We start from the raw sequence: 23,859 nt of genomic DNA, 5'->3' as shown, positions 1-23,859 counted from the left end.
TGCCCCCTTATAATCTATTAAAACTTATCGTTATCTGCATTAAATTCTTCAAGTCCCTTTAAAAACTCTTTATCCATCTCTTCATTTTTTAAAGAATCATCATATTCAATTTCATCCTGACTTATTATATCTCTTATCCTATATTTTAATGCCGAGTTTCTCTCCATGCTATTAGTATTATTTATCATATACATCAATGCTTTTTGGAATCCCACAACTACAACAAGTTGTTTTGCCCTTGTAATTCCTGTATAAAGCAGATTACGGTTCATTAAAAATGGAGATCCCATAAATACAGGAATTATTACTACTTTAAATTCGCTTCCCTGACTTTTATGTATTGTTGTAGCATATGCCAAATCTAGCTCATCTAAAAAATTAAAGTCATATAAAACTTTTCTTTCGTCATCAAAAATTATAGTCATACACTTTTTTTCTTCATCTATGCTTTCTATAAATCCTAAATCTCCATTAAATACTCCTACACCCTCTTGCTCACCAATTCCACCTACTCTGAACCATTTCAATGTATAATTATTTTTAGTCTGCATTACTTTATCACCTTCTCTAAAGGTGATATCTTTAAGTTCTTTTTCCTTCTTATCCTTGTTCTTAGGATTAAACATTTCTTGAAGGCATATATTAAGATTATTCACCCCAAGAGTACCTTTTCTCATTGGAGTAAGAACCTGCATATCTCTTAATTTATCCCATGATGTATTAAACTTTGGAAGTCGTCTATATATTAAATCTTTTATAGTATCAACTATCTTTTCCTGACTATCACCATTTATAAAGAAGAAATCTTTATCCTTTTGGTTTAATAGTGGCATTTGTCCCTCATTAATTCTATGGGCATTTACAACAATCAGACTCTCTGTTCCCTGTCTAAATATTTCTTTAAGCCTTACAACTTTAATATATTCACTTTCAATTAAGTCTCTAAGAACATTTCCAGGTCCTACTGATGGAAGCTGGTCAACATCGCCAACAATAATTAACCTAGTTCCTAGATTAATAGCCTTAAGAAGGTTATGCATAAGCATTATATCTATCATAGATGCCTCATCTATAATAATAACATCACAATCTAAAGGAGATCCTTCTCCCTTTGCAAATACTGATTCATCTCCTTCATCATCTGATACTCCCATTTCTAATAATCTATGTATAGTTTTAGCTTCTCTCCCCGTAGATTCTGTCATTCTTTTGGCTGCTCTTCCTGTTGGTGCACCTAAGATAACCTTCATTCCATTATTTTCATATATATGAATTATAGCTTTTATTATAGTAGTCTTACCAGTACCTGGACCTCCTGTTATTATTTCAATACCATTATTAAACGCTCCTCGAATTGCCTCTCTTTGCGATTCTGCAAAATTTATCTTCTGCTCTTTTTCAAATACATCAATTTCAAAATCTATATCTGTATTTATAGTTTGAATCTGCTGAAGACCAAGTGTGATAATCTTGCTTGTTACTCCAAGTTCACAATAATAATATGGAAGAAGAAATCCTGCTTCTTTTCCATCAACCTTTTCTAGTACTATTTTTTGAGATGCAGCCATATCATAAAGATTTTTTTCTATAAGTTCTTTAGAAACAAGTAAATTCTTTTCACATTCCTTAATTATATCTTCCTTGAGCATATATGTACTTCCTGCTGCACAGAATTGATTCATTACATACTTTATTCCACTTTGAATTCTAAAGTCTGAATCATTTTTAATTCCTATACTCATTGCAATCCTATCTGCAGTTTTAAATCCTATTCCTGATATTTCTTCACATAGAATATAAGGATTTGCTGATACAATCTGCTTTGCATTTGGTCCAAACTTTTTGTATATTTTTATACACTGATTATTAGTCACCCCGTGCTTATGAAAATATAATACAACATCTTTAAGTCCCTGTTGCTCAATATAAGATTCATATATTATCTGAAATTTCTTCTCTCCTATCCCTTCAATCTCCTTAAGCCTTTCAATATGGTTTTCCATTATATCTAAAGTTTCGTTGCCAAATTTGGCAATAATCTTTTTAGCTGTAACTGGTCCAATACCATGAATTACACCTGCACTTAAATATTTTTCTATTCCATCTAATGAATCTGGAAGCACTTCTTCATATTCTTGTATATTGAACTGGTTTCCAAACTGCTTATGAACTGTCCAGTATCCCTTAAGCTTTACATTCTGCCCTTCTTTAATAAATGGTACAGTTCCAACTGCACTTACTAACTTTTTTTCATTTCTTATTTTACAAACTACATATCCAGTATCATCACTTTTAAACACAATACTTTCAACAAACCCAATTAGAACTTCCATAGAATCTCTCCAAATCTTTTTATAACTTAATATATTATTATCTTTATTTTAAGTATTTAATCTCTAATTTACCTCAATCTAATCTTTATGAATAGTTATATTTTATTATATCATAAAGAATACTTGCAAAATTGTCTGCTTACCTTTATTTAACATATATGATTTTTTATCTTTCAATAATATTTTATATTTAGAATTTTAATATTAATCATTGGTGATTTATTTCTATAAAAAAAATAAACAGTCACACTAATTAGTATGGCTGTTTATCTGTTATATTTATATATTATAAATATTTTTTAATTTCTTCTACCTTATTTAATTGTTCCCAAGGTAAGTCAAGATCATTTCTTCCAAAATGACCATAAGCAGCTGTTTGCTTGTATATAGGTCTTCTTAAGTCAAGGTCTCTTATTATAGCACCTGGTCTTAAATCAAATACTTTTTCTACTATTTCAACTATTTCTTGGTCAGATATCTTACCAGTTCCAAAAGTATCTACAGTTATTGATACTGGCTTAGCAACTCCTATAGCATATGCTAATTGAATTTCTAACTTTTCTGCTACTCCTGCAGCTACTAAGTTCTTAGCAACCCATCTTGCTGCATATGCTGCTGATCTATCAACCTTTGTTGGATCTTTTCCAGAGAAAGCTCCACCACCGTGTCTTCCATATCCACCATAAGTATCAACGATTATCTTTCTTCCAGTTAATCCTGAATCCCCTTGTGGTCCTCCAACAACGAATCTTCCAGTTGGATTTATGAAGTATCTAGTATTTTCATCTAATAATTCAGCTGGAACAACTTCTTTTATAACTTTTTCTATTAAATCTTTTTCTATTTGTTCTAAAGAAATTTGTTCGTCATGTTGAGTTGAGATTACTATTGTATCTATTCTTTTTGGTTTTTCATCTTCATATTCTACAGTTACTTGTGTTTTACCATCTGGTCTTAAGTAGCTTAATGTTCCGTTCTTTCTTACTTCTGTTAATCTTCTAGATAATTTATGAGCCATATAGATTGGTAATGGCATGTATGCTTCTGTTTCATTTGTAGCAAATCCGAACATCATACCTTGGTCTCCAGCACCAATTGCTTCAACATCATCTTTTTCACCTTTTTTAGATTCAAGAGCTTCATCAACACCCATAGCTATATCAGCTGATTGTTCATCAATAGTAGTCATTACTGTACAAGTGTCACAGTCAAAGCCATATTTTGCTCTATCGTATCCTATTTCTCTAACTGTTTCTCTAACAACTTTAGGAATATCAACATAACAGTTAGTTGATATTTCTCCCATAACCATAACTAATCCTGTAGTTGTACATGTTTCACATGCTACTCTAGCATTAGGATCCTTTTCTAAAATTGCATCTAAAATGCTATCTGAAATTTGGTCACACATCTTATCTGGATGCCCTTCTGTTACTGATTCTGAAGTAAATAATCTTCTCACAATTGTTCTCCTTTCGAACTTACTCTTTATCACATCATATATATTAATAATAAATTTTTGAAATAAAAAAACTCTTCGATAAGAAGAGTAAGATTCAACAATCTTTTTCTTATCTCGTAGAAAATAACTCTACAGGAATTGGCACCTTGCATATACAGGTTGCCGGGTTTCACAGGGCCCTTTCCCTCCACCTCTCTTGATAAGAGTAACATAATTTAATTTTCGTATTGTATTCTATCATATGTACATTATATGAGTCAATATATTTTTAATAATATTAAATAGTATTAATTTTTTTTTACAAAAAAAAGAATAAACTAACGTTTATTCTTCAGATGGTGGAGGAAGATGGATTCGAACCATCGAAACGAAACGTAACAGATTTACAGTCTGCCCCCTTTGGCCTCTCGGGAATTCCTCCAAATTCTTTAATAGTAATATATACTTATTAAATGGAGCTGGCAATAGGAATCGAACCTACAACCTGCTGATTACAAGTCAGCTGCTCTACCGTTGAGCCATGCCAGCATATTAAGAACTATACTTCTACTAAATAATATCATATTTATTTTTAAGGATTTTTATAATGGTGGGCACAACAGGGCTCGAACCTGTGACCCCCTGCTTGTAAGGCAGGTGCTCTCCCAGCTGAGCTATGCGCCCGTTAATTGGTGGAGGAAGATGGATTCGAACCATCGAAACGAAACGTAACAGATTTACAGTCTGCCCCCTTTGGCCTCTCGGGAATTCCTCCAAATTTTTTAATAGTAATATATACTTATTAAATGGAGCTGGCAATAGGAATCGAACCTACAACCTGCTGATTACAAGTCAGCTGCTCTACCGTTGAGCCATGCCAGCATATTAAGAACTATACTTCTATTAAATAATATCATATTTATTTTTAAGGATTTTTATAATGGTGGGCACAACAGGGCTCGAACCTGTGACCCCCTGCTTGTAAGGCAGGTGCTCTCCCAGCTGAGCTATGCGCCCGTTAATTGGTGGAGGAAGATGGATTCGAACCATCGAAACGAAACGTAACAGATTTACAGTCTGCCCCCTTTGGCCTCTCGGGAATTCCTCCAAACTTTTTATTTTTTGCTTTGCTTCATCAGCGCCGCTCAACAATAGTTAGTATATATTTAAAGTTACTTTATTTCAAATCGAATATATAATCATTATTTAAGTTTACCCCTCTCATTCTATTTATTTCTTCTTTTTTCTCTATCTTAATACACAAGACATAACTATTTTATATTTTTATAAAATAATTAAAATACGGGTATTCTACTAAATTTTCAAATTCAAAACATAAAAACAATTATTAAAATAAAGAAAAATATAAATATTTTTCTTTATTTTAATAATATCCTAATGCCCTAACGCATATATTTATTTTATAAAGGGGGTATGTCCTTTGATCGAGTCAGATACTAATTATAATAATCCTAACATTTCTTCTTATAGCTTGGCTTTAGATATTCATAATTATCTCAACAATAATACTATCATTGTATGTATAGGAACTGATAAATGTATTGGCGATTGCTTAGGTCCACTAGTAGGTTCTTTGTTAACTGAAAGCTCTTTTCCTTTACCAGTATACGGAACATTAAATTTTCCAATTCACGCACTTAATTTAGATAAGAAATTAGATGAAATACATACCAAACATCCAAATGCCGATATAATTGGTGTAGATGCTTGTTTAGGTAATAAAGATGATATTGGACAAATACGCATACGTAATTATGCAATTCACCCTGGAAAAGGAGTAGGTAAAGATTTAACTGAAGTTGGTATTGCATCAATAATCGGAATAGTTGATTCTAGCGAAAATTCAGAATTCTTTTTTTCACGTAGTATCAGACTTTCATTCATTATGAATATGGCAAAAACAATATCTAAAGCTATAATTGAAGCTTATAATATAAATTACAATAATATTAATCAATCTATTCAAAGTAAAAAGAACAATTTAGTTTAAACTAAATTGTTCTTTTTACTATTCTATCAATACTATCTGCTGAGAATTAACGTCACTATCAAGTTTATCTATATACCCAAGAACAGCTCCTGTTCCTTTAGCCACACACTCAACTGAATCTTCCGCTATTCTAACAGATACACCTGTCTCAAGTTCAATAAGCTTATCTAATCCATGAAGCAATGCTCCACCACCAGTCATTACAATTCCTCTTTCCATAATATCAGAAGCCAATTCTGGTGGAGTCTTTTCAAGTACTTTTTTAACTGTATAAACAATATTTTGTACGGGTTCTTGTATTGCAAGTCTAATTTGCTCAGTATTAATCTCAACTTCATCAGGTAACCCTGTAATAAGGTTTCTACCCTTCATTATGTTTGTTAAATTTCTTAAATCCTTGCATGCAGATCCAATATTTATTTTTAATTCTTCTGCTGTCTTTTCTCCTATCATAAGTTTATATTCATTTCTTACATACTTTATAATAGCGTCGTCAAACTTGTCTCCTGCAATCTTTATAGATTCTCTTTTTACAACACCACCTAGAGAAATTACAGCTATATCACATGTACCACCACCAATATCTACAACCATAGCTCCATTTGGTTTAGTGATATCTAATCCAGCCCCTATAGCTGCTGCTAAAGGTTCTTCTATTAAATGTACTCTCTTTGCACCTGAATTAATAGCCGCATCCATAACTGCTCTTTTTTCAACCTCAGTAGCTTGAGATGGAACACAAACAATAACATTAGGTGCACTTATATTTCTCTTTCCACAAGCTTTTTTTATGAATTCCTTCAACATTTTTTGTGTTATATCATAATCCGATATAACTCCATCTCTTAGTGGTCGTACTGCAACAATATTACCAGGAGTTCTTCCAATCATCTTCCTTGCTTCTTCACCTATAGCTAATAAATTATTATTATTTCTATTAATAGCAACAACAGATGGTTCTTTCAGTATGACTCCTTTTCCTTTAACATACACTAAGACTGTTGCCGTTCCTAAATCTATCGCAAGGTCTGTCCCTGTTCTCCAAAAACCCATATTAATTCACTCCTATAATATATATTAATATTTGATTTTACATAATTCTACCAACAATATATTATAGTCTTATTTAACCTAAGATTCAATAGCCTTGTACTTCATTTTAGTAGCATTACCACCTCTTATATGGCGTTCAGCCTTGTTTAATTCTAAAATTGAATGTGTTTCTTCTGCAATTTCAGGATTTATTTTAGGAAGTCTTTCAGTCATATCCTTATGAATTGTACTTTTGCTAACTCCAAAAACCTTTGCAGTTTTTCTTATTGTTGCTTTTGAGTCTATTATATATTTAGCAACATCTAATACTCTTTCTTCAATATAATCTTTCAAAGTTTACACCTCCTATGCATACAATAAATACTTATATATATTTTTTTTAAAATAAATCAACAAGAAATTTTTTATTAACTTCAATAAAATTGTTTATTTAAATTATTATGGTACATATATTTCATATCGATTTACTCTTAATATATTATTAATTTAAATTATTATCAATATGAAATATATGAATCAATTATTTTTTTAAATCTAAATATTTTTCTGGATTTACTTGTTCTCCCTTAGAATTTATTATCTGTAAATTTAAAAATTCACCAAACATATCTTTACTAAAAACTTTTGCAGTTTCCCCAACTTTTCCTATAACTTGATTAGATGTAACCTTATCTCCTTGTTTAACTAATACTTCTGGATTTAGATTTCCATATCTTGTTTTCATACCATTTGCATGTTTAATTTGAACAATGACACCTTCCTCTACTCCTGAATTTTCAACTAATTCAACGATTCCATCTGCTGCCGCTTTTACTTCAGTATTAATAGGTGCACTAAGATTAATTCCTTTTATTGTTCTATAGCTATTTTCTCCCATCTTTACTGGTATAGGATAAGTATAAGTTCTGCTCTCTACTCCATCTAATGGTTTTACAAACTTAACTGTAGCTGTATTAGCGACTGCTGCAGATTTTTCCGAATTATTATTCTTTAATTTATTTTCTTTATTCTTGCTAGAAGTATTGTTTTCAACTCTTTCAGCATTCTGCATTTCATTTGTTACAGATTCAGAATCTTTATTAGAATTATATGAAACATCCTTATTTACATCTTCTGTTTCATTAATTTCATTCTGCTTATTGAATTGTTTATAAGAAAAAGCTCCTACACCAACAATCACACAAAGACATAGGAATAGAGCTATATAGAACCCCTCCTTCCTCAACAAATTTTTAAATTTATCTTTAAAATTTTTGTCCATTAAGAACACCTCCTCTCCTCATTATTTCCTTTTTTAAAAATTTAATACATAAAATATGGTTTATTTTTCATTTAACACAAAAAATATTAATAATTTAAATTATTAATTACCATTACAATAAATTATGTCCACTTTATTTTTTTCTAAACATAAATTTAAATATTTTTCATTTTTTATACAAAAAAAAGAGCAGACTAAATCTACTCTTTTTTGAAATCTTTATAAAATTCACTTAAAAATTTTATTTCTAAATATACTTAATTGATTCAATCTCAATCCCCCTATAATAATGCTTTAATATTTGCTCATAAGAAAAACCATTCTTAGCCATGACATTGGCTCCCCATTGGCTCATTCCTACTCCATGACCATATCCCCTACACTTAATTATCACTTGGTTATTTGTAAATTGAATATTAAAATTACTTGAATTAAGTCCAAATATTTTTCTAAAATCAGTACCTTTAATTAATATTTCTCCAATCTGTATTTCCTTTACACTCCCACCTTCTGTATAAGATTTTATCGATACCATTGCTGGCAGATTACTCTTTGTTAAATTCGCATCAATATAACTAGAATTTACTTTTTTCACAAAATCATCAATAGAAAATTCACATGTACTTTCATATTTAGGAGCAATTTCTTCTCCTTGGCTTTCTTCAGATTTCAAATAGGGAACATCAACTGAAAAAACATCTTTTGCATCCTCTGTTTTACCTGAACTAGTAGAAAAAAATTGAGGATACTCTAATACATATCCATCATAAGTCATTATCTGTCCCCTTGTACAATCAACTGCATTTTTTATCTTACTCCAATTTTCTTCACCTTTACTACTACTCCATAATTTTAATCTTTTTTCTTTATTCATATATACCTGGCAATTAGTCGTATCACAAATTTCGGCTCCATTTGCTTCTGAATCCTTACAAGGTTTCTTTCTTTTATTCATATAATATGTCCTTGCTGCAATAGCCTGTGCCTTTAAAGCCTCTTCATTAAAATTAGCAGGCATTTCACTTGCGACAACTCCAGTAATATAATCTTCTAAATCTAGCTCTATAACTTTGTTTTCTTCTTTAATATAAACTTTCACTTTTCCATCACTAGGGAACTCTATATTTTTATCTTCTGACTTTTTAATATCATCTAACTGAATATTAAATATATTTATTTTATTACTATTATCAAGAAATAATATTGGTAAAATACATAATATTAAAACTATTACTACGGTCACTACTACAATATTTAATATATCCGCATTAATTTTAAGCTTTATTTTCTTCATAACCATTCCTCCCAAAATATGCACTTTAAAATATATGTTTTGGTAAAAATTATTATGATTGTTATGTTAACTAATTAACAAAAAAAAATGCTGATCACCCTTTGTATAATATATTTCTCAATAAACTATACAAAGACCAATCAACATATAATTTAATAATTTACTCTATATATGTCTGCACCTAATTTCCTAAACTTTTCTTCAATATTTACATATCCTCTATCAATATGATATATGTCACTTATTTCTGTAATTCCATCAGCTACCAATCCACTTAAAATCATAGCAGCTCCAGCTCTTAAATCTGTTGCTTTAACTGCACATCCTGTCAACTTATTTACTCCTTCAACTATTGCAGTTCTTCCATCAATTTTTATATTTGCTCCCATTCTTTGAAGCTCTGATACATGCATAAATCTATTTTCAAAAACAGTCTCTGTAATAACACTTACCCCATTTACAACTGATAATAAACTCATCATTTGCGCCTGCATATCTGTTGGAAATCCCGGATATGGAAGTGTCTTTATATCCAAAGGATATTTTTCATGAGTTCCATCTACTTCAATTGAGTTATTTTTATAATTACTAAAAACAACCCCACCTTCCTTAAGCTTTTCTATTACAGGACGCAAGTGTTCCTCATTTACTCCATTTATTTTTATCTTGCTATTTGTTATCGCCGCTGCAATCATAAATGTTCCAGCCTCTATCCTATCATATATAGGGCAATACTCGACTCCTTTTAACGTCTTAACTCCATGTATTTCAATTTTCCCTAAACCTGCGCCTTCTATATCTGCCCCCATTTTATTCAAAAATTGAGCTAAGTCCCAGATTTCAGGTTCTTCTGCTGCATTTTCAATAATTGTTGTTCCTTCTGCTAAAACAGCTGCCATCATAATATTTTCTGTAGCTCCAACAGACGGAAAGTCTAAATATATTCTATTTCCTTTTAATTTTTTTGCTCTAACTTCTACATAGCCATGCCCCATTATTATATCTGCACCTAATAGCTTAAAGCCCTTTAAGTGTAAGTCTATAGGTCTACTTCCAATATTACATCCACCTGGCATTGACAATTTACAGTATCCAAATCTTGAAAGCATAGGGCCCATAATTAAAAAGGATGCTCTCATCTTTCTAATTAATTCTTCATTTACATCTATTCCACTTATATTTTTTGTATTTATTATTAATTTATTAGTAATACCCAAAATATTTACGTCACAATCTAATTCACTTAATAATTTACAAATAACTTCAACATCCTCTAGTAAAGGTGTGTTATCAATAACTATACGTTCTGGACACAGTATAGTTGCTGCAATAATAGGTAAGATTGAATTTTTTGCTGAACTTATATTAACTTCACCCTTAAGTTCATTAATACCCTTGACTACTATTTTCTCCATATTATCCTCCAAATTGAATTGTTAATAAGCTGCAAATATTATGGGAGTTCCTATTATAAAATATGTTCCTGTATTATATCTACTTACAGCAAAATTAATTTTCTCACTGCTTTTTAGAATAATATTGCCTGTATATCCGTTATTAACTTCCAATATATCTGCTTTATTTAATATTGATTCACTCATTATCTCTTCTAATATTTCTGTATTACTAAGGTTATTGGTATAATTTATTCTTCCCTTATAATAACAAAAACACTGTACTTCTTCTGAATTTTCATCTATCAATTCTCCAACAATATTTTGTAGCTCCAGAGTCTTATAAAATACATCTGTATTTAATAAGGTAACATTAACATAAGTGTATAAATCATCATCCCATATGTTAGTTTCTACATTTAATGTGTTGTTAACAAAATTTAGTGCATTTATATTGTTTTGATTTAATTTAATTGTTTTGAAGTAATTAATAATCTTATTTTTCTCTGTATCTTTATCTGTTTTTGTTTTATATTGAATTTTAACACCATTTTCTACAAATTCACTCTTACTCAAACATTCAGTTTCTAATTCATCAAAAGAATATTCATTCACAAAATTTCCTGAAAATGCTCCAATATTCAAAAAAGATATTAATATTAAAATCACTATAATTATTCTTATCTTCATAGTGCTCCCCCTTTAATATCACCCGATCTGTTAAGTCATATGAATAATATACTTTTCGCTACTGTAGAAAATATAATAGAATTGTCCAAAAACTAACCATTCCTTTATAAATCAGATAATAAAAGCATATAAAAATATACTTACTATCATTGTGAGTAGCTATATAAATTAGTTTTAAATCAAATAACTTAACAGAATCATTTATCTTTCTTAAATTATTGGCATAATCTATTTTTTTATTCTAATAAATAAATAATTTATATTTATAATATATAAATTATTTATTATTTTGTGATTATTAATAAACTATGCATAAAGCATATTATTTTATATACGTATTTTATTAGATTTAAATATAAAAAAATAAGATGTAATTTCATTATATGAAATTACATCTTATTAAAAACCTGTATAATCTATTTTTTTAATTTTAATCTTTCAACAGCTCTAAGGTAAGATAGTTTAACTAAATCTCTATCATATTTATCTTGAGCTTTCATTTTTTCTTCTGCTCTCTCTTTTGCAGCTTCAGCTCTTTTAAAGTCTATATCTTCTGCAAATTCTGCAGCATCACTGCATATTACAACTTCATCAGGACTCACTTTTACAACAGATGTTGAAATAAATATTTCTTTCTTGTTGCCATCTGAATCAACAAACGTTGATACATAAGGCACAGTACTTGTAATCATTCTTTCGTGATGTGCTAATATCTCAAACTGTCCATCTGCATTTTTTAAAAGTATCTTTTCAACTTCTCCATTATAAACATCATGACTTGGTGTTACAATTCTTAGTGCAAAAGTATTAGCCATTATCTAACATCCCCTTACCCTAAAGTTTTTGCTTTTTCTACAACATCATCTATAGTTCCAGCAAATAAGAATGCTGATTCTGGTAAATCATCATATTTTCCTTCAAGTATTTCCTTAAATCCTCTTATAGTTTCTTTAATAGGAACATACTTACCTGGCATTCCTGTAAATTGTTCCCCAACTGTAAATGGTTGTGATAAGAATCTTTGAATTCTTCTTGCTCTTGCAACTGTAGCCTTATCTTCATCACTTAATTCATCTATACCTAAAATAGCTATTATATCTTGTAATTCCTTGTATTTTTCAAGAACATTTTTAACCCCAGAAGCTATTTTATAATGTTCTTCACCAACTATTCTTGGATCCATCATTCTTGATGTAGATTCTAGAGGATCTACTGCTGGATATATTCCAAGTTCAACTATACTTCTTGATAAAACTGTTGTCGCATCTAAGTGAGTAAATGTTGTTGCTGGTGCTGGGTCAGTTAAGTCATCGGCAGGTACATAAACCGCTTGAACTGATGTAATTGATCCATTAACAGTTGAAGTAATTCTTTCTTGAAGAGCACCCATTTCAGTTGCAAGTGTTGGTTGGTAACCAACTGCTGAAGGAGTTCTTCCAAGTAAAGCAGATACTTCTGAACCTGCTTGAGTAAATCTAAATATATTATCTATGAATAAAAGTACATCTTGCCCTTTATCTCTAAAGTATTCAGCCATTGTAAGTCCAGTTAATGCAACTCTCATTCTTGCTCCTGGTGGCTCATTCATTTGTCCAAACACTAATGCAGTCTTACTAATAACTCCAGAATCACTCATTTCGTGATATAAATCATTACCTTCTCTTGATCTTTCACCAACTCCAGTAAATACTGATAAACCACCGTGTTGTTTTGCTATATTATTAATTAATTCTTGAATTAGAACTGTTTTACCAACTCCTGCTCCTCCAAATAGACCTATTTTACCACCTTTTTGGTATGGTGCAAGTAAGTCTATAACCTTAATTCCAGTTTCAAATACTTCTGGTTCAACTGATTGTTCTTCAAATGATGGTGCTGGTCTATGTATTGGATATTCTTGTTTTGCATTAACAGCCCCACAATTATCTATAGGCTGACCTAAAACATTGAAAAGTCTTCCTAAAACTTCATCTCCAACAGGAACAGAAATTGGCTTTCCTAAATCTTCAGCTTCCATTCCTCTTTTTACACCTTCTGTAGCTTCCATTGCAATCGCTCTTACTATATCGTCTCCAACGTGTTGTTCAACTTCAGCTACTAATATACGATCTCCCATATTTATATTAATTGCATCATATAAATTTGGAAGAGAATCAGAATCAAATTTTATATCTATTACCGGTCCAATTACTTGAACTACTTTTCCCATTTTTCCAGGCATTAAGATACCTCCTTAACTATTTCTGAGCTTCTGCTCCTCCAACAATTTCACTAATTTCTTGTGTTATCATAGTCTGTCTTATTCTATTAAATTTAAGATTTAAGCTATCTAATAAGTCATTAGCATTTTCTGTAGCTCCATCCATTGCAGTCATTCTTAAACTTTGCTCACTGCACTTTGAGCTTAATAGAATATTTCTAATTTTACCTTTTAAATAAATATTTACAGCATCATTTAGTACTGTAGTAACGTTTGGTTCTACAACACACATTTCTGATTCTTCTTTACGTTCTTCAATTGGTAAAATCTTAACACATTTTGGTTCTTGCTTAACTGGCGAAACAAAGTCATAATATACAACATTTACTTCTGCTACTTCTCTGCTTTTATACATACTTAAAGCTTTTTCAAAAATAATATTTGCATCTTTTATTGTTGGTATATCTGAAATATCAACATATTCAGCAACTGTATCAAGTCCAGTTTTTCTTATGTAGCTTATTCCCCTTTTTCCAACAATAATTATTTTGCTATTGTTTCTATCAGTTTCAATTACTTGTTCTAAGTAAGATACTACGTTACCATTAAATCCTCCACATAAACCTGTTTCTGATGTGATAACTATATATAATTTTCCTTGACCTTTATTTCCTGAAAAATAAATATTACTTTCACCAAAAAGTGAATTTCCAAGGCTTTTTATAACAGAGTTTAAAGAAGCAACAAACTTCTTATTTACTTCTAACTCTTTCCTACATTTTCTTAACTTAGAAGTGGCAACAAGTCCCATGGCATTTGTAATTTTTCTTGTGCTTTCTACTGACTTAATTCTTCTTTTTATATCAATAAGTCCAGCTGCGCCCATGATTTCCACCTCCTACATTATAATTAACAACTAATATATAAACATAACTTAAATATAAAATCCCATCTTGGGATTTTATATAAATTACTTTAGATACATCATTAAATAACGTTTATTTAATTTCGAATCCACTTTTCAATATTAATGTAGAAATCCATTTGGATTTCTACATATATTAGTGCTTATATAATATTTGCTAATCAATATAAGCTATACTTCTTGTAAAAATATCTTTTTAAATTCAACAATTGCTTCTTCAAGCTTTGCTTTAATTTGATCTGTTAAAGTTTTTTCTTCAAGAATTGCTTTACCCACTTCTCTATAGTGAGTGTCCATGAATTCATAGAATTCACTTTCAAATTTTCTTATATCACTAACTTTGATGTCTGATAAGAAGTCATTAACTGTTAAATATAAAATTTCAACTTGTTTTTCAACATCTAGTGGTTTATATTGATCCTGCTTTAAGATTTCCATTAATCTCTTACCTTTTTCAAGTCTTCTAGCTGAATCATTATCTAAGTCTGATCCGAACTGAGCAAAAGATTCAAGTTCTCTATATTGAGCAAGTTCAAGTCTTAACGTACCACTTACTTGCTTCATAGCTTTTATTTGTGCACTACCACCAACTCTTGATACTGATATTCCTGGATTTATAGCAGGTCTTTGTCCTGAATTGAATAAATCTGCTTCTAAGAATATTTGTCCATCTGTAATAGATATTACGTTTGTTGGTATGTACGCAGTAACATCTCCAGCTTGTGTTTCAATTATAGGAAGTGCTGTTAACGATCCTCCACCTAATTCAGGAGATAATTTAGCAGCTCTTTCTAGTAATCTTGAATGTATGTAGAATACATCCCCTGGATAAGCTTCTCTTCCTGGTGGTCTCTTAAGTAATAATGACATCGCTCTATAAGCTACTGCATGCTTAGAAAGGTCATCATATATAATTAATACATCTTTTCCTTGATGCATGAAATATTCACCAATACTACATCCAGCATAAGGCGCTAAATATTGTAAAGGTGCAGATTGTGCTGCTGTAGAACTTACAACTATACTATAGTCCATTGCTTCCATTTCTGTTAAAGTATTAACTATATGAGCTACTGTAGATTGTTTTTGACCTATAGCAACATATATACAAATAACATCTTTCCCTTTTTGATTAAGTATAGTATCTATAGCTAAAGCAGTTTTACCTGTTTGACGGTCTCCTATAATAAGTTCTCTTTGACCTCTTCCTATTGGAATCATAGAGTCAATAGCTTTAATACCAGTTTGTAATGGCTCATTAACTGAACTTCTGTCAATTATACTTGGAGCAGGAACTTCGATAGGTCTGCTTTCTTTAGTTAATATAGGTCCTTTACCATCAATAGGTTCACCTAATGCATTAACTACTCTTCCTAATAACGCTTCCCCTACTGGAACTTCAACAATTTTTCCTGTTCCCTTAACAATGTCTCCTTCTTTTATTCCTTCTTCTGATCCTAAAAGAACGCATCCAACATTGTCTTGTTCTAAATTCATTGCCATGGCATAAACATCGTTAGGGAATTCTAATAATTCACCTTCCATACAATCATCTAATCCATAAACTCTTGCAACTCCATCACCAACTTGGATTATAGTCCCAGAATCTACTGTTTTAATCTGTTTTTCGTATTTTTCTATTTCTTTCTTTATAATAGAAGTTATTTCTTCTGGTTTAATATTCATGGATTCACCTCTATTTCTCTTTAAGCATTAAATGTTTCATTTCATTTATCTTTGAAAGTACAGTATCATCTATAACATCATTTCCAATTCTAACATAAACTCCGCCTAAAACACCTTTATCTACTATAGTAGTAAAAATAATATGTTTATTATACTTCTTTTCAAAAATATCTTTTAATTGCTTTAATTCATTATCTAAAAGAGGAACTGCTGTTTTAATAGTTCCTAATACAGTATTTTTTCTTTCGAGATTGATTTTCTCCATCTCGTTAAGTTTTTCTCTAAGAAAAAGTATTCTGTCTTTTTCAATTAATATAAGAAGAAATGAAAGTAATTGTTCATCAATTTTTCCTTTAAAAACATTAATAAATAGTTCTTTTTTCTTTCTTGTATTAATTTGAGGATGTTTTATTACTTCATAGAAATCTTTGTTATTATCTATAATGTCACAGATTTCTCTTAAGTCTTTTAAATACTCATCAACTTTTCCTTTTTCTTCTGCAACTTCATAAAGAGCTAACGCATAACGTCTATCTAAATATTCATACATATTATATACCTACCTTAGCAATAAAATCGCCGATAAGTTTTCTATGAGTCTCTTCATCAATTTGGTTATCTAAAGCTTTCATTGAAAGTTCAACTGCAAGTTCAACTGCTTGCTTCTTAACTTCATATTCAGCTTTTTCTTTTTCTCTTTCGATTTCTAGATTAGCTCTCTTTATTATTGATGCTGATTCATCTTTGGCATTTTGAACAATTTCCTCGTAAATCTTATCACCTTTTTGTTTTTGTTCTTCAGTAATCTTTTTACCTTCTTCTCTAGCTGTATTTAAGATTCTTTCATTTTGTAATAAATACATTCTTGCTTTTTCAGAATCCTCATCTGCTTTAGTTAACTTTTCGTCTATAGAATCTTGTCTTTCTTGTATTATTCCTTTAATCTTATCCCAAAAAAAGTGTTTTAAAACTAATACAATTATTATAAAGTTAACCCAAGTCATTATTACCGTTGAAAAATTCATTTCCATTTTTTACGTATATCCTCCCTTCGGAGTCAATATAATTAACTCATAAAATTGATTATTTAGCCATTGCTATAAATGAAATAATTAGTCCGTATATTGCTGTAGCTTCTGCAAGTCCAGCACCTAATATAAACATAGTCATAATTTTACCTGATGCTTCTGGTTGTCTTCCTACTGCTTCTGCAGCCTTTCCTGTAGCTATACCAATACCTATTCCTGCTCCAATACCTGATAATACAGCTATACCTGCTGCTAAAATTGATAAATTCATTCTAATTCCTCCTCAAAATAATTAATTTTAATTTTTTATTCCTCTGCTGTCACTTTTATATAGATCATAGTTAACATTGAGAATACCAACATTTGGATTGTCCCATCAAAAATATCAAAATATAAATGTGCAAATACTGGTAAACCTATTTGTGCGAACACACTTATTTTACGTAATACTGTATATAATAGATCCAGTACATAAGTAGCTGCTAACATATTACCAAAAAGTCGTAGAGCCAACGATACTGGAAGCACTATTTTTTCCATAATGTTAATTGGTAACATAGGAGCAAACGGATGCACAAAGGACTTTCCAAACTCGGCAATACCATTTTTCTTAATAGCATAACCATTTACTACTAAGAAACTAATAACTGCAAATGCTGTTGTTACACTTAAATCCTGAGTTGGTGGCTTAATTCCTATAAGTCCAAAGAAATTTAAGATTAACAGATAAATCATTAGTGTACCTACATAAGGGATGAAAGATACATAAGCGCTTCCCATAACATTTTCTACCAAATCATATATTGTCTGATAAATCTTTTCTAAAGCAGCCTGAGCTTTACCGGGCTTCATTTTCAAGTTTCTTGTTAACAGATATGACCCTATACCCAAGACTAGTATTACAAACCACTGGACAATTACACTTGTAGTTATATCAAATGTAAACCTTCCAAAATTATATGAAAATATAATTGGGCTCGCTTCCACTTTAAGCACTTCCTTTCTTTATTTATTTTTAATGCACGATATACCAAGCATTACCAGATAAGAAATAAACCCAAAAATATAAAGAACAATAAAAGTTATATCATTCTTTAACAATACTGCAATACCTGCTACACCAAAAATTCTTGCGAATGTTATAAGTATTGAAAGAATACTTTTAACACCACCTTTAAAGAGCATCTTATTGGTAACATAATAGCTGCATACATAATTTAACAATCCAACTATAATGCCTAAGAAGTAAATCATTGCATATAAAAACGAGGAAGATAATACTATCAATAAAGATATCAATAATCCTGTTATAAGATCTAATTTTATAGTTTCATTAAGGACTTTATTTATCCCTTTACTCATACATACCTCCCAACGTCTAATATCATGTATTATATCCTCATCTTTATCTTTAACAAAACGCTATTTTTTTTTAAAAGTTATCTTTTTTTTACTTTATTTCAAATTAACTCGTAGTTTCATTTAAATATCTAGCTAATGTTCACTATTACTTGCATTTTCTTCGTATATAAATCAGCTATAATCAAATTATTCTTTTTTCAGAATATTTCATAAATTGAATTACTATTTTATTAGCTATATTATTAATAAAAAGTTTAATTTTTATGATAAATGTTCTAATAATACTGTATTTATTGATTATTTAATATATTTTTCTCCTATAAAGTTATAAATAACTCTTTTTGTACTACTGAATACAAAAATATTTTTTTATTCAATTATTTATTTAATTTTCAATAATAATTTTAGATTATATCTTCGATACAACAGATATATCACATCAAAATCCACTTAATAAATGTTTTGTTTGTAAAACTTTCATGTTTATTAAACACTTTTTCAATCATCTTCTCATCTTGCATTTTACTGAATTCTATTACTCTATTTTATTTTACTCATCTAGATATAATTTATGCATACCTTACATATTCCGATAATTTATTGTCCCTATACGTATATTGAACAAAATTATTTTCTCTAATTTTACAATATTTATTCAAAATATTGATTCCAGTATCATATGAAACAATTTATAAATATTCTTATAATCCTTATTTTAACTAATAAACTATTTTTAATGCTAAATTTAGCAACTAATATATTCATATAATAAAAAGAAGCTACTGCACATAAATAAATGCAATAACTTCTTTGTTTATTAAAAAGTATTTATATTGAGTTACTTAGTCAATTATGGTCTTTCAACTATTACAGCAGTTCCCATTCCACCACCGATACATAATGTTGCTAAACCTCTTTTAGCTTCTCTCTTTTGCATTTCATGAACAAGAGTAACTAAGATTCTAGCTCCTGAAGCTCCAACTGGATGTCCAAGTGCTACAGCTCCACCATTTACATTAACTTTATCCATATCGAAATGTAAATCTCTTGCTACTGCAATACTTTGAGCTGCAAAAGCTTCATTTGCTTCAATTAAATCTAAATCATCAACAGTAAGATTTGCTTTTTCTAAAGCCTTCTTAGTTGCATGGAATGGTCCATATCCCATTATAGCTGGATCTAATCCCTTTGAACCATAAGATACTATTTTAGCTAATGGTTTAATTCCTAATTCTTCTGCCTTTTCAGCACTCATAATAACAAATGCCGCAGCACCATCATTAATACCTGAAGCATTACCAGCTGTTACTGTACCATCTTTTATGAAGCAAGGTTTTAATTTAGCTAATGTTTCAGTAGTTGTTCCAAATCTAGGTTGTTCATCTGTATCAAATACTACTGGATCACCTTTTCTTTGTGGTATAACAACTGGAACTATTTCATCTTTAAATCTTCCTTCTTTTATAGCTTTTTCTGCTTTAGCTTGAGAAGCTGCTGCAAAAGCATCTTGTTCTTCTCTAGTGATGTTCCATTGTTTTGCTATATTTTCAGCTGTAACTCCCATATGATAATCATTAAATGCATCCCATAATGCATCATTAATCATTGTATCAACTGTAGGAACAGAATTCATTTTGTGTCCCCATCTCATATCTTTTAAAGCATATGGAGCTTGTGACATACTTTCCATACCACCAGCAACAATTATATCTGCATCTCCTGCTTTAATCATTTGAGCAGCTAAACTTACAGCTCTTAATCCTGAACCACAAACTTTATTAATTGTCATTGCTGATACTTCATCTGGAAGTCCTGCTTTTAAAGTTGCTTGTCTTGCTGTGTTTTGTCCAAGACCAGCTTGTATAACATTACCCATTATTACTTCTTCTACATTTTCAGGATTTACTCCAGCTCTTTTAACAGCTTCTTTAATAACTAATGCTCCTAATTCAACTGCTGGAACATTCTTTAATGATCCACCAAAAGTTCCAAGTGCTGTTCTAACTGCACTTACAATAACTACGTCTTTCATAAAAAACCTCCTAATATATCCCATATATAATTTAATATAAATATTTTACATTTTTGTTAAATTATTAACACAAGATAATTATACCATTTTTTCTTTTTTTATCAATTATTATTAATAATATACAGTTAAACTTTTTATATATTAAGTATTTATTACAATGAAAAAGCCAAACATTAGAATTACACTAATGTTTGGCTTTTTCATATCAATAATATACTTTTATCTTAAAAATTCGCTTACTTCAATATCACTTAATCCGTAATACTTTAAAATTGCATTTACAATTCTCTCAGATGCTTTTCCATCTCCATATGGATTAATAGCTTTACTCATTTTTGCATATTCATTTTCATCATTTAGAATTTTTGATGCTTCATTAACTATAACATCTGAATCTGTTCCAACAAGCTTTACAGTTCCTGCTTCTACTGCTTCTGGTCTTTCTGTAACATCTCTTAGTACTAATACAGGTTTTCCTAAATGTGGAGCTTCTTCTTGTAACCCACCTGAGTCAGTCATTACCATAAATGATTTGTTCATTAAATTATGAGTTTCTTTTGTATCAAGAGGTGGTAATAAATGAACTCTATCTTTTCCTCCAAGTCTTTCAGTTACAACATCCTTAACTACTGGATTTAAATGAACCAAATAAACTAATTCCACATCTTCATTTTCATCAACTATTCTATTTAGAGCTTCACAAATATTTTCTATTCCTTGGCCCCAGTTTTCTCTTCTATGAGCTGTAATCATAATAACTTTTTTGTTTTCAAAATCAATATTGTTTAATTCATCATTTTCAAATACATAATTTTCTTCCACAGTATGTTTCATAGCATCAATTACTGTATTTCCAGTTATGTATACCTCAGCTTCATTTACTCCTTCTCTTAATAGATTATTTTTTGAACCCATTGTAGGTGCAAAATGTAAATCTGCAAGACTTCCAGTAAGCTTTCTATTCATTTCTTCAGGGAAAGGGAAATATTTATTAAATGTTCTAAGTCCAGCTTCAACGTGCCCAACTTTTACTTGTTGATAAAAAGCAGCAAGCGCTCCTGCAAATGTAGTAGTAGTATCACCATGAACTAAAATCATATCTGGTTTTTCTTCTGCAAATACTTCTTCAAGTCCTTCAAGAACTTTATTAGTTATACCAGTTAGAGTTTGTTTTGTTTTCATAATATTCAAATCAAAATCTGGTTTTATATCAAATAAATTCAATACTTGGTCAAGCATTTCTCTATGTTGTGCAGTTACACATACTTTGGAATCTATTTCTTCTCTTTTTTCCAATTCTTTTACAAGTGGAGCCATTTTTATAGCTTCTGGACGTGTTCCAAAAATAGTTATAATTTTCTTTTTAGCCAACCTTTTTTCCTCCCAATCTTGAGCATAATATTAACATACAGTATTATAGTAGAAGTAATTTTATTTTACTTCTACTATATATTCATAATCTAAATATATAATGACTTAATATCCTGCACCATCTGTTACATTCAATGAATCGTCATCTATAATCCATGAATTAACATCTATTATTCTATGTTCATCCTTAGATTCTCTTATAATAACTTTTTCTATTCCAGCATTAATTATTAATCTTTTACACATGGAACATGAATTAGCATCTCGCACATATTCTCTAGTCTTAGCATCTTTTCCTACAAGGTAAAGTGTTGCCCCTATCATATCTTTACGAGAAGCACTTATAATAGCATTTGCCTCACTATGAACACTTCTACAAAGCTCATAATGAGTTCCTCTAGGAACATTTAGCTTTTCTCTTATACATGAATTTAAGTCAATACAATTTTTTCTTCCTCTAGGGGCTCCTGTATAGCCTGTAGAAATTATTTCATCATTTTTTACTATTATAGAGCCATAATTTCTTCTAAGACAGGTGCCTCTTTCTAGTACTGTTTCGGCAATATCTAAATAATAATTGTTTTTATCTCTCCTATTCATTCCTACAGGCTCCCAATATTATTATTTAGTTCCGAATAATCTATCTCCGGCATCTCCAAGACCTGGAACAATATATCCATTTTCATTTAATTTTTCATCTATTGCTGCTAAATATATATCTACATCTGGATGTGCTTTTTGAACTGCCTCTACTCCTTCTGGAGCACCAACTAGGCACATTAATTTTAAACTCTTAGCGCCTCTTTTCTTAAGCATTGTTAGAGCATCTATTGATGATCCACCAGTTGCAAGCATTGGATCTACAACTATAATATCTCTTTCTGCAATATCTTGTGGTAATTTACAGAAATATTCTACTGGTTGAAGTGTTTCTTCATCTCTGTATAAACCTATATGTCCAACCTTTGCTGCTGGTATTAAGTTTAAAACTCCATCTACCATTCCTAATCCCGCTCTAAGTATTGGCACTACAGCCATTTTCTTACCAGCTAACATTTTACATTTAGTTAATGATACTGGTGTCTTTACTTCTACTTCTTCAGTTTGAAAATCTCTTGTTACTTCATAAGCCATTAACATCGATATTTCTTCAACTAATTGTCTGAATGCTTTTGATCCTGTATTTTCATCTCTTAAGATTGCCAACTTATGTAAAATTAATGGATGTGTTATTTCTGTTACTTTACTCATTTTTATTGCCTCCCAATTTAAATGTAATTTTTTATATTATATACTATTTTTCTATAAAATAATAACTTTTTCTTCTTAACGAGAATATTTTTTTTCTATTTCTGTAATTTTATCTATTCTTTTTTGATGTCTTTCGCCTTGAAACTCAGAAGTTAAAAAAGTTTTAACTATATCAATTGCAAGTCCTGGCCCCACAACTCTCTGACCCATAGTTAAAATATTAGCATTATTATGTTCTCTAGTTGCATGTGCACTAAATGTATCTGAACATAATGCTGCTCTTATACCTGGAACCTTATTTGCAGCTATTCCTATACCAATTCCAGTTCCACATATTAATATCCCAAAATCAAATTCCTTTGCTGCAACAGCTTCTGCTACAGGTAAAGCTATATCTGGATAATCACAAGAATCAGTAGAATATGTTCCGAAATCCTTTACTTCATATTTCTCGCTTTCTAGATATTTAATTATCTCATTTTTTAATTCAAATCCACCATGATCACAGCCAATTGCAATTTTCATAA

The 23,859-nt window shown here is 30.1% G+C and carries 23 protein-coding genes, 7 tRNA genes and 1 riboswitch; of the genes, 1 reads left to right on the top strand and 29 read right to left on the bottom strand.

Annotation, left to right across the window (positions count from 1 at the left end):
* Window positions 1–17: 17 nt before the first annotated feature.
* The 9 genes from HF850_RS06025 to HF850_RS05985 form a co-directional block, all read right to left on the bottom strand.
* Window positions 18–2,333, bottom strand: coding sequence for an ATP-dependent RecD-like DNA helicase (locus tag HF850_RS06025; RefSeq protein ID WP_169104568.1), 2,316 nt, complete (start codon window positions 2,331–2,333; stop codon window positions 18–20).
* Between the two features lie 286 nt (window positions 2,334–2,619).
* Window positions 2,620–3,795, bottom strand: coding sequence for a methionine adenosyltransferase (gene metK, locus HF850_RS06020; protein ID WP_169104567.1), 1,176 nt, complete (start codon window positions 3,793–3,795; stop codon window positions 2,620–2,622).
* Between the two features lie 106 nt (window positions 3,796–3,901).
* A riboswitch (SAM riboswitch) is annotated at window positions 3,902–4,001 on the bottom strand.
* Window positions 4,002–4,131: 130 nt separating this feature from the next.
* Window positions 4,132–4,216 (bottom strand) — tRNA-Tyr (locus HF850_RS06015).
* A gap of 32 nt (window positions 4,217–4,248) precedes the next feature.
* Window positions 4,249–4,323 (bottom strand) — tRNA-Thr (locus HF850_RS06010).
* Window positions 4,324–4,382: 59 nt separating this feature from the next.
* Window positions 4,383–4,458 (bottom strand) — tRNA-Val (locus HF850_RS06005).
* A gap of 6 nt (window positions 4,459–4,464) precedes the next feature.
* A tRNA-Tyr gene (locus tag HF850_RS06000) sits at window positions 4,465–4,549 on the bottom strand.
* Window positions 4,550–4,581: 32 nt separating this feature from the next.
* Window positions 4,582–4,656 (bottom strand) — tRNA-Thr (locus tag HF850_RS05995).
* 59 nt (window positions 4,657–4,715) lie between these two features.
* A tRNA-Val gene (locus tag HF850_RS05990) sits at window positions 4,716–4,791 on the bottom strand.
* Between the two features lie 6 nt (window positions 4,792–4,797).
* A tRNA-Tyr gene (locus HF850_RS05985) sits at window positions 4,798–4,882 on the bottom strand.
* Window positions 4,883–5,215: 333 nt separating this feature from the next.
* On the opposite strand from HF850_RS05985, the gene yyaC reads away from it, so the two are divergent.
* The gene (yyaC, locus tag HF850_RS05980; protein ID WP_169104566.1) at window positions 5,216–5,785 is read left to right on the top strand and encodes a spore protease YyaC; all 570 of its coding nucleotides are present in this window, start codon (window positions 5,216–5,218) and stop codon (window positions 5,783–5,785) included.
* Between the two features lie 18 nt (window positions 5,786–5,803).
* Here the strand turns inward: yyaC and mreB are convergent, their stop codons facing one another.
* From mreB to rpiB, 20 genes are all read right to left on the bottom strand, one after another.
* Window positions 5,804–6,838, bottom strand: a complete 1,035-nt coding sequence (mreB, locus tag HF850_RS05975) for a rod shape-determining protein MreB (protein ID WP_169104565.1) — start codon at window positions 6,836–6,838, stop codon at window positions 5,804–5,806.
* 78 nt (window positions 6,839–6,916) lie between these two features.
* Complete coding sequence (spoIIID, locus tag HF850_RS05970) at window positions 6,917–7,171, bottom strand: sporulation transcriptional regulator SpoIIID (RefSeq protein WP_169104564.1); 255 nt, start codon at window positions 7,169–7,171, stop codon at window positions 6,917–6,919.
* Window positions 7,172–7,358: 187 nt separating this feature from the next.
* Complete coding sequence (locus HF850_RS05965; protein WP_169104563.1) at window positions 7,359–8,099, bottom strand: M23 family metallopeptidase; 741 nt, start codon at window positions 8,097–8,099, stop codon at window positions 7,359–7,361.
* A gap of 247 nt (window positions 8,100–8,346) precedes the next feature.
* Complete coding sequence (spoIID, locus tag HF850_RS05960; protein WP_243159413.1) at window positions 8,347–9,393, bottom strand: stage II sporulation protein D; 1,047 nt, start codon at window positions 9,391–9,393, stop codon at window positions 8,347–8,349.
* Between the two features lie 152 nt (window positions 9,394–9,545).
* Complete coding sequence (murA, locus tag HF850_RS05955; RefSeq protein WP_169104561.1) at window positions 9,546–10,808, bottom strand: UDP-N-acetylglucosamine 1-carboxyvinyltransferase; 1,263 nt, start codon at window positions 10,806–10,808, stop codon at window positions 9,546–9,548.
* Window positions 10,809–10,829: 21 nt separating this feature from the next.
* Window positions 10,830–11,477 (bottom strand): hypothetical protein, encoded by a 648-nt coding sequence (locus HF850_RS05950; RefSeq protein WP_169104560.1) that lies wholly within the window; start codon window positions 11,475–11,477, stop codon window positions 10,830–10,832.
* A gap of 416 nt (window positions 11,478–11,893) precedes the next feature.
* Window positions 11,894–12,292, bottom strand: a complete 399-nt coding sequence (gene atpC, locus HF850_RS05945) for an ATP synthase F1 subunit epsilon (protein ID WP_169104559.1) — start codon at window positions 12,290–12,292, stop codon at window positions 11,894–11,896.
* 14 nt (window positions 12,293–12,306) lie between these two features.
* Window positions 12,307–13,698, bottom strand: a complete 1,392-nt coding sequence (gene atpD, locus HF850_RS05940) for a F0F1 ATP synthase subunit beta (protein ID WP_169104558.1) — start codon at window positions 13,696–13,698, stop codon at window positions 12,307–12,309.
* Window positions 13,699–13,714: 16 nt separating this feature from the next.
* Window positions 13,715–14,563 (bottom strand): ATP synthase F1 subunit gamma, encoded by an 849-nt coding sequence (atpG, locus tag HF850_RS05935; protein ID WP_169104557.1) that lies wholly within the window; start codon window positions 14,561–14,563, stop codon window positions 13,715–13,717.
* A 210-nt stretch (window positions 14,564–14,773) separates the two neighbouring features.
* Window positions 14,774–16,288 carry a F0F1 ATP synthase subunit alpha gene (atpA, locus tag HF850_RS05930; RefSeq protein ID WP_169104556.1) on the bottom strand — a complete coding sequence of 505 codons (1,515 nt, stop codon included), beginning with the start codon at window positions 16,286–16,288 and terminating at the stop codon, window positions 14,774–14,776.
* 10 nt (window positions 16,289–16,298) lie between these two features.
* On the bottom strand, window positions 16,299–16,838 hold the full coding sequence (locus HF850_RS05925; protein WP_169104555.1) for a F0F1 ATP synthase subunit delta: 540 nt from the start codon (window positions 16,836–16,838) through the stop codon (window positions 16,299–16,301).
* Window position 16,839: 1 nt separating this feature from the next.
* Window positions 16,840–17,319 (bottom strand): F0F1 ATP synthase subunit B, encoded by a 480-nt coding sequence (locus HF850_RS05920; RefSeq protein ID WP_169104554.1) that lies wholly within the window; start codon window positions 17,317–17,319, stop codon window positions 16,840–16,842.
* A gap of 52 nt (window positions 17,320–17,371) precedes the next feature.
* A complete protein-coding gene (gene atpE, locus HF850_RS05915) occupies window positions 17,372–17,587 on the bottom strand; it encodes an ATP synthase F0 subunit C (protein WP_169104553.1) in 216 nt (71 codons plus the stop codon).
* A gap of 35 nt (window positions 17,588–17,622) precedes the next feature.
* On the bottom strand, window positions 17,623–18,303 hold the full coding sequence (locus tag HF850_RS05910) for a F0F1 ATP synthase subunit A (RefSeq protein ID WP_169104552.1): 681 nt from the start codon (window positions 18,301–18,303) through the stop codon (window positions 17,623–17,625).
* Window positions 18,304–18,321: 18 nt separating this feature from the next.
* Window positions 18,322–18,678 carry a hypothetical protein gene (locus HF850_RS05905; protein ID WP_169104551.1) on the bottom strand — a complete coding sequence of 119 codons (357 nt, stop codon included), beginning with the start codon at window positions 18,676–18,678 and terminating at the stop codon, window positions 18,322–18,324.
* Window positions 18,679–19,528: 850 nt separating this feature from the next.
* On the bottom strand, window positions 19,529–20,710 hold the full coding sequence (locus HF850_RS05900; RefSeq protein ID WP_169104550.1) for an acetyl-CoA C-acetyltransferase: 1,182 nt from the start codon (window positions 20,708–20,710) through the stop codon (window positions 19,529–19,531).
* 219 nt (window positions 20,711–20,929) lie between these two features.
* Window positions 20,930–22,081, bottom strand: a complete 1,152-nt coding sequence (gene wecB, locus HF850_RS05895; RefSeq protein WP_169104549.1) for a UDP-N-acetylglucosamine 2-epimerase (non-hydrolyzing) — start codon at window positions 22,079–22,081, stop codon at window positions 20,930–20,932.
* A 105-nt stretch (window positions 22,082–22,186) separates the two neighbouring features.
* Window positions 22,187–22,681, bottom strand: a complete 495-nt coding sequence (locus HF850_RS05890) for a deaminase (protein WP_169104548.1) — start codon at window positions 22,679–22,681, stop codon at window positions 22,187–22,189.
* 21 nt (window positions 22,682–22,702) lie between these two features.
* Entirely contained in the window at window positions 22,703–23,332 is a 630-nt protein-coding gene (upp, locus tag HF850_RS05885; RefSeq protein ID WP_169104547.1) for a uracil phosphoribosyltransferase, read from the bottom strand.
* A 75-nt stretch (window positions 23,333–23,407) separates the two neighbouring features.
* Window positions 23,408–23,857 carry a ribose 5-phosphate isomerase B gene (rpiB, locus tag HF850_RS05880; RefSeq protein WP_169104546.1) on the bottom strand — a complete coding sequence of 150 codons (450 nt, stop codon included), beginning with the start codon at window positions 23,855–23,857 and terminating at the stop codon, window positions 23,408–23,410.
* Window positions 23,858–23,859: the final 2 nt, after the last annotated feature.

This window comes from Clostridium sp. SM-530-WT-3G (genome assembly GCF_012843905.1).
Classification (GTDB): domain Bacteria; phylum Bacillota; class Clostridia; order Clostridiales; family Clostridiaceae; genus Clostridium.
Note: the sequence above shows the minus strand (reverse complement) of the source record. Positions and strands in the feature narration are given on the sequence as shown.

What these genes read in the sequence shown, in the direction of transcription:
- HF850_RS06025 (WP_169104568.1), bottom strand. Translation starts at nt 2,333, where the DNA reads ATGGAAGTTCTAATTGGGTTTGTTGAAAGTATTGTGTTTAAAAGTGAT.
- mreB (WP_169104565.1), bottom strand. Translation starts at nt 6,838, where the DNA reads ATGGGTTTTTGGAGAACAGGGACAGACCTTGCGATAGATTTAGGAACG.
- HF850_RS05965 (WP_169104563.1), bottom strand. Translation starts at nt 8,099, where the DNA reads ATGGACAAAAATTTTAAAGATAAATTTAAAAATTTGTTGAGGAAGGAG.
- spoIID (WP_243159413.1), bottom strand. Translation starts at nt 9,393, where the DNA reads ATGAAGAAAATAAAGCTTAAAATTAATGCGGATATATTAAATATTGTA.
- murA (WP_169104561.1), bottom strand. Translation starts at nt 10,808, where the DNA reads ATGGAGAAAATAGTAGTCAAGGGTATTAATGAACTTAAGGGTGAAGTT.
- HF850_RS05950 (WP_169104560.1), bottom strand. Translation starts at nt 11,477, where the DNA reads ATGAAGATAAGAATAATTATAGTGATTTTAATATTAATATCTTTTTTG.
- atpC (WP_169104559.1), bottom strand. Translation starts at nt 12,292, where the DNA reads ATGGCTAATACTTTTGCACTAAGAATTGTAACACCAAGTCATGATGTT.
- atpD (WP_169104558.1), bottom strand. Translation starts at nt 13,698, where the DNA reads ATGCCTGGAAAAATGGGAAAAGTAGTTCAAGTAATTGGACCGGTAATA.
- atpG (WP_169104557.1), bottom strand. Translation starts at nt 14,563, where the DNA reads ATGGGCGCAGCTGGACTTATTGATATAAAAAGAAGAATTAAGTCAGTA.
- atpA (WP_169104556.1), bottom strand. Translation starts at nt 16,288, where the DNA reads ATGAATATTAAACCAGAAGAAATAACTTCTATTATAAAGAAAGAAATA.
- HF850_RS05925 (WP_169104555.1), bottom strand. Translation starts at nt 16,838, where the DNA reads ATGTATGAATATTTAGATAGACGTTATGCGTTAGCTCTTTATGAAGTT.
- HF850_RS05920 (WP_169104554.1), bottom strand. Translation starts at nt 17,319, where the DNA reads ATGGAAATGAATTTTTCAACGGTAATAATGACTTGGGTTAACTTTATA.
- atpE (WP_169104553.1), bottom strand. Translation starts at nt 17,587, where the DNA reads ATGAATTTATCAATTTTAGCAGCAGGTATAGCTGTATTATCAGGTATT.
- HF850_RS05905 (WP_169104551.1), bottom strand. Translation starts at nt 18,678, where the DNA reads ATGAGTAAAGGGATAAATAAAGTCCTTAATGAAACTATAAAATTAGAT.
- HF850_RS05900 (WP_169104550.1), bottom strand. Translation starts at nt 20,710, where the DNA reads ATGAAAGACGTAGTTATTGTAAGTGCAGTTAGAACAGCACTTGGAACT.
- HF850_RS05890 (WP_169104548.1), bottom strand. Translation starts at nt 22,681, where the DNA reads ATGAATAGGAGAGATAAAAACAATTATTATTTAGATATTGCCGAAACA.
- upp (WP_169104547.1), bottom strand. Translation starts at nt 23,332, where the DNA reads ATGAGTAAAGTAACAGAAATAACACATCCATTAATTTTACATAAGTTG.
- rpiB (WP_169104546.1), bottom strand. Translation starts at nt 23,857, where the DNA reads ATGAAAATTGCAATTGGCTGTGATCATGGTGGATTTGAATTAAAAAAT.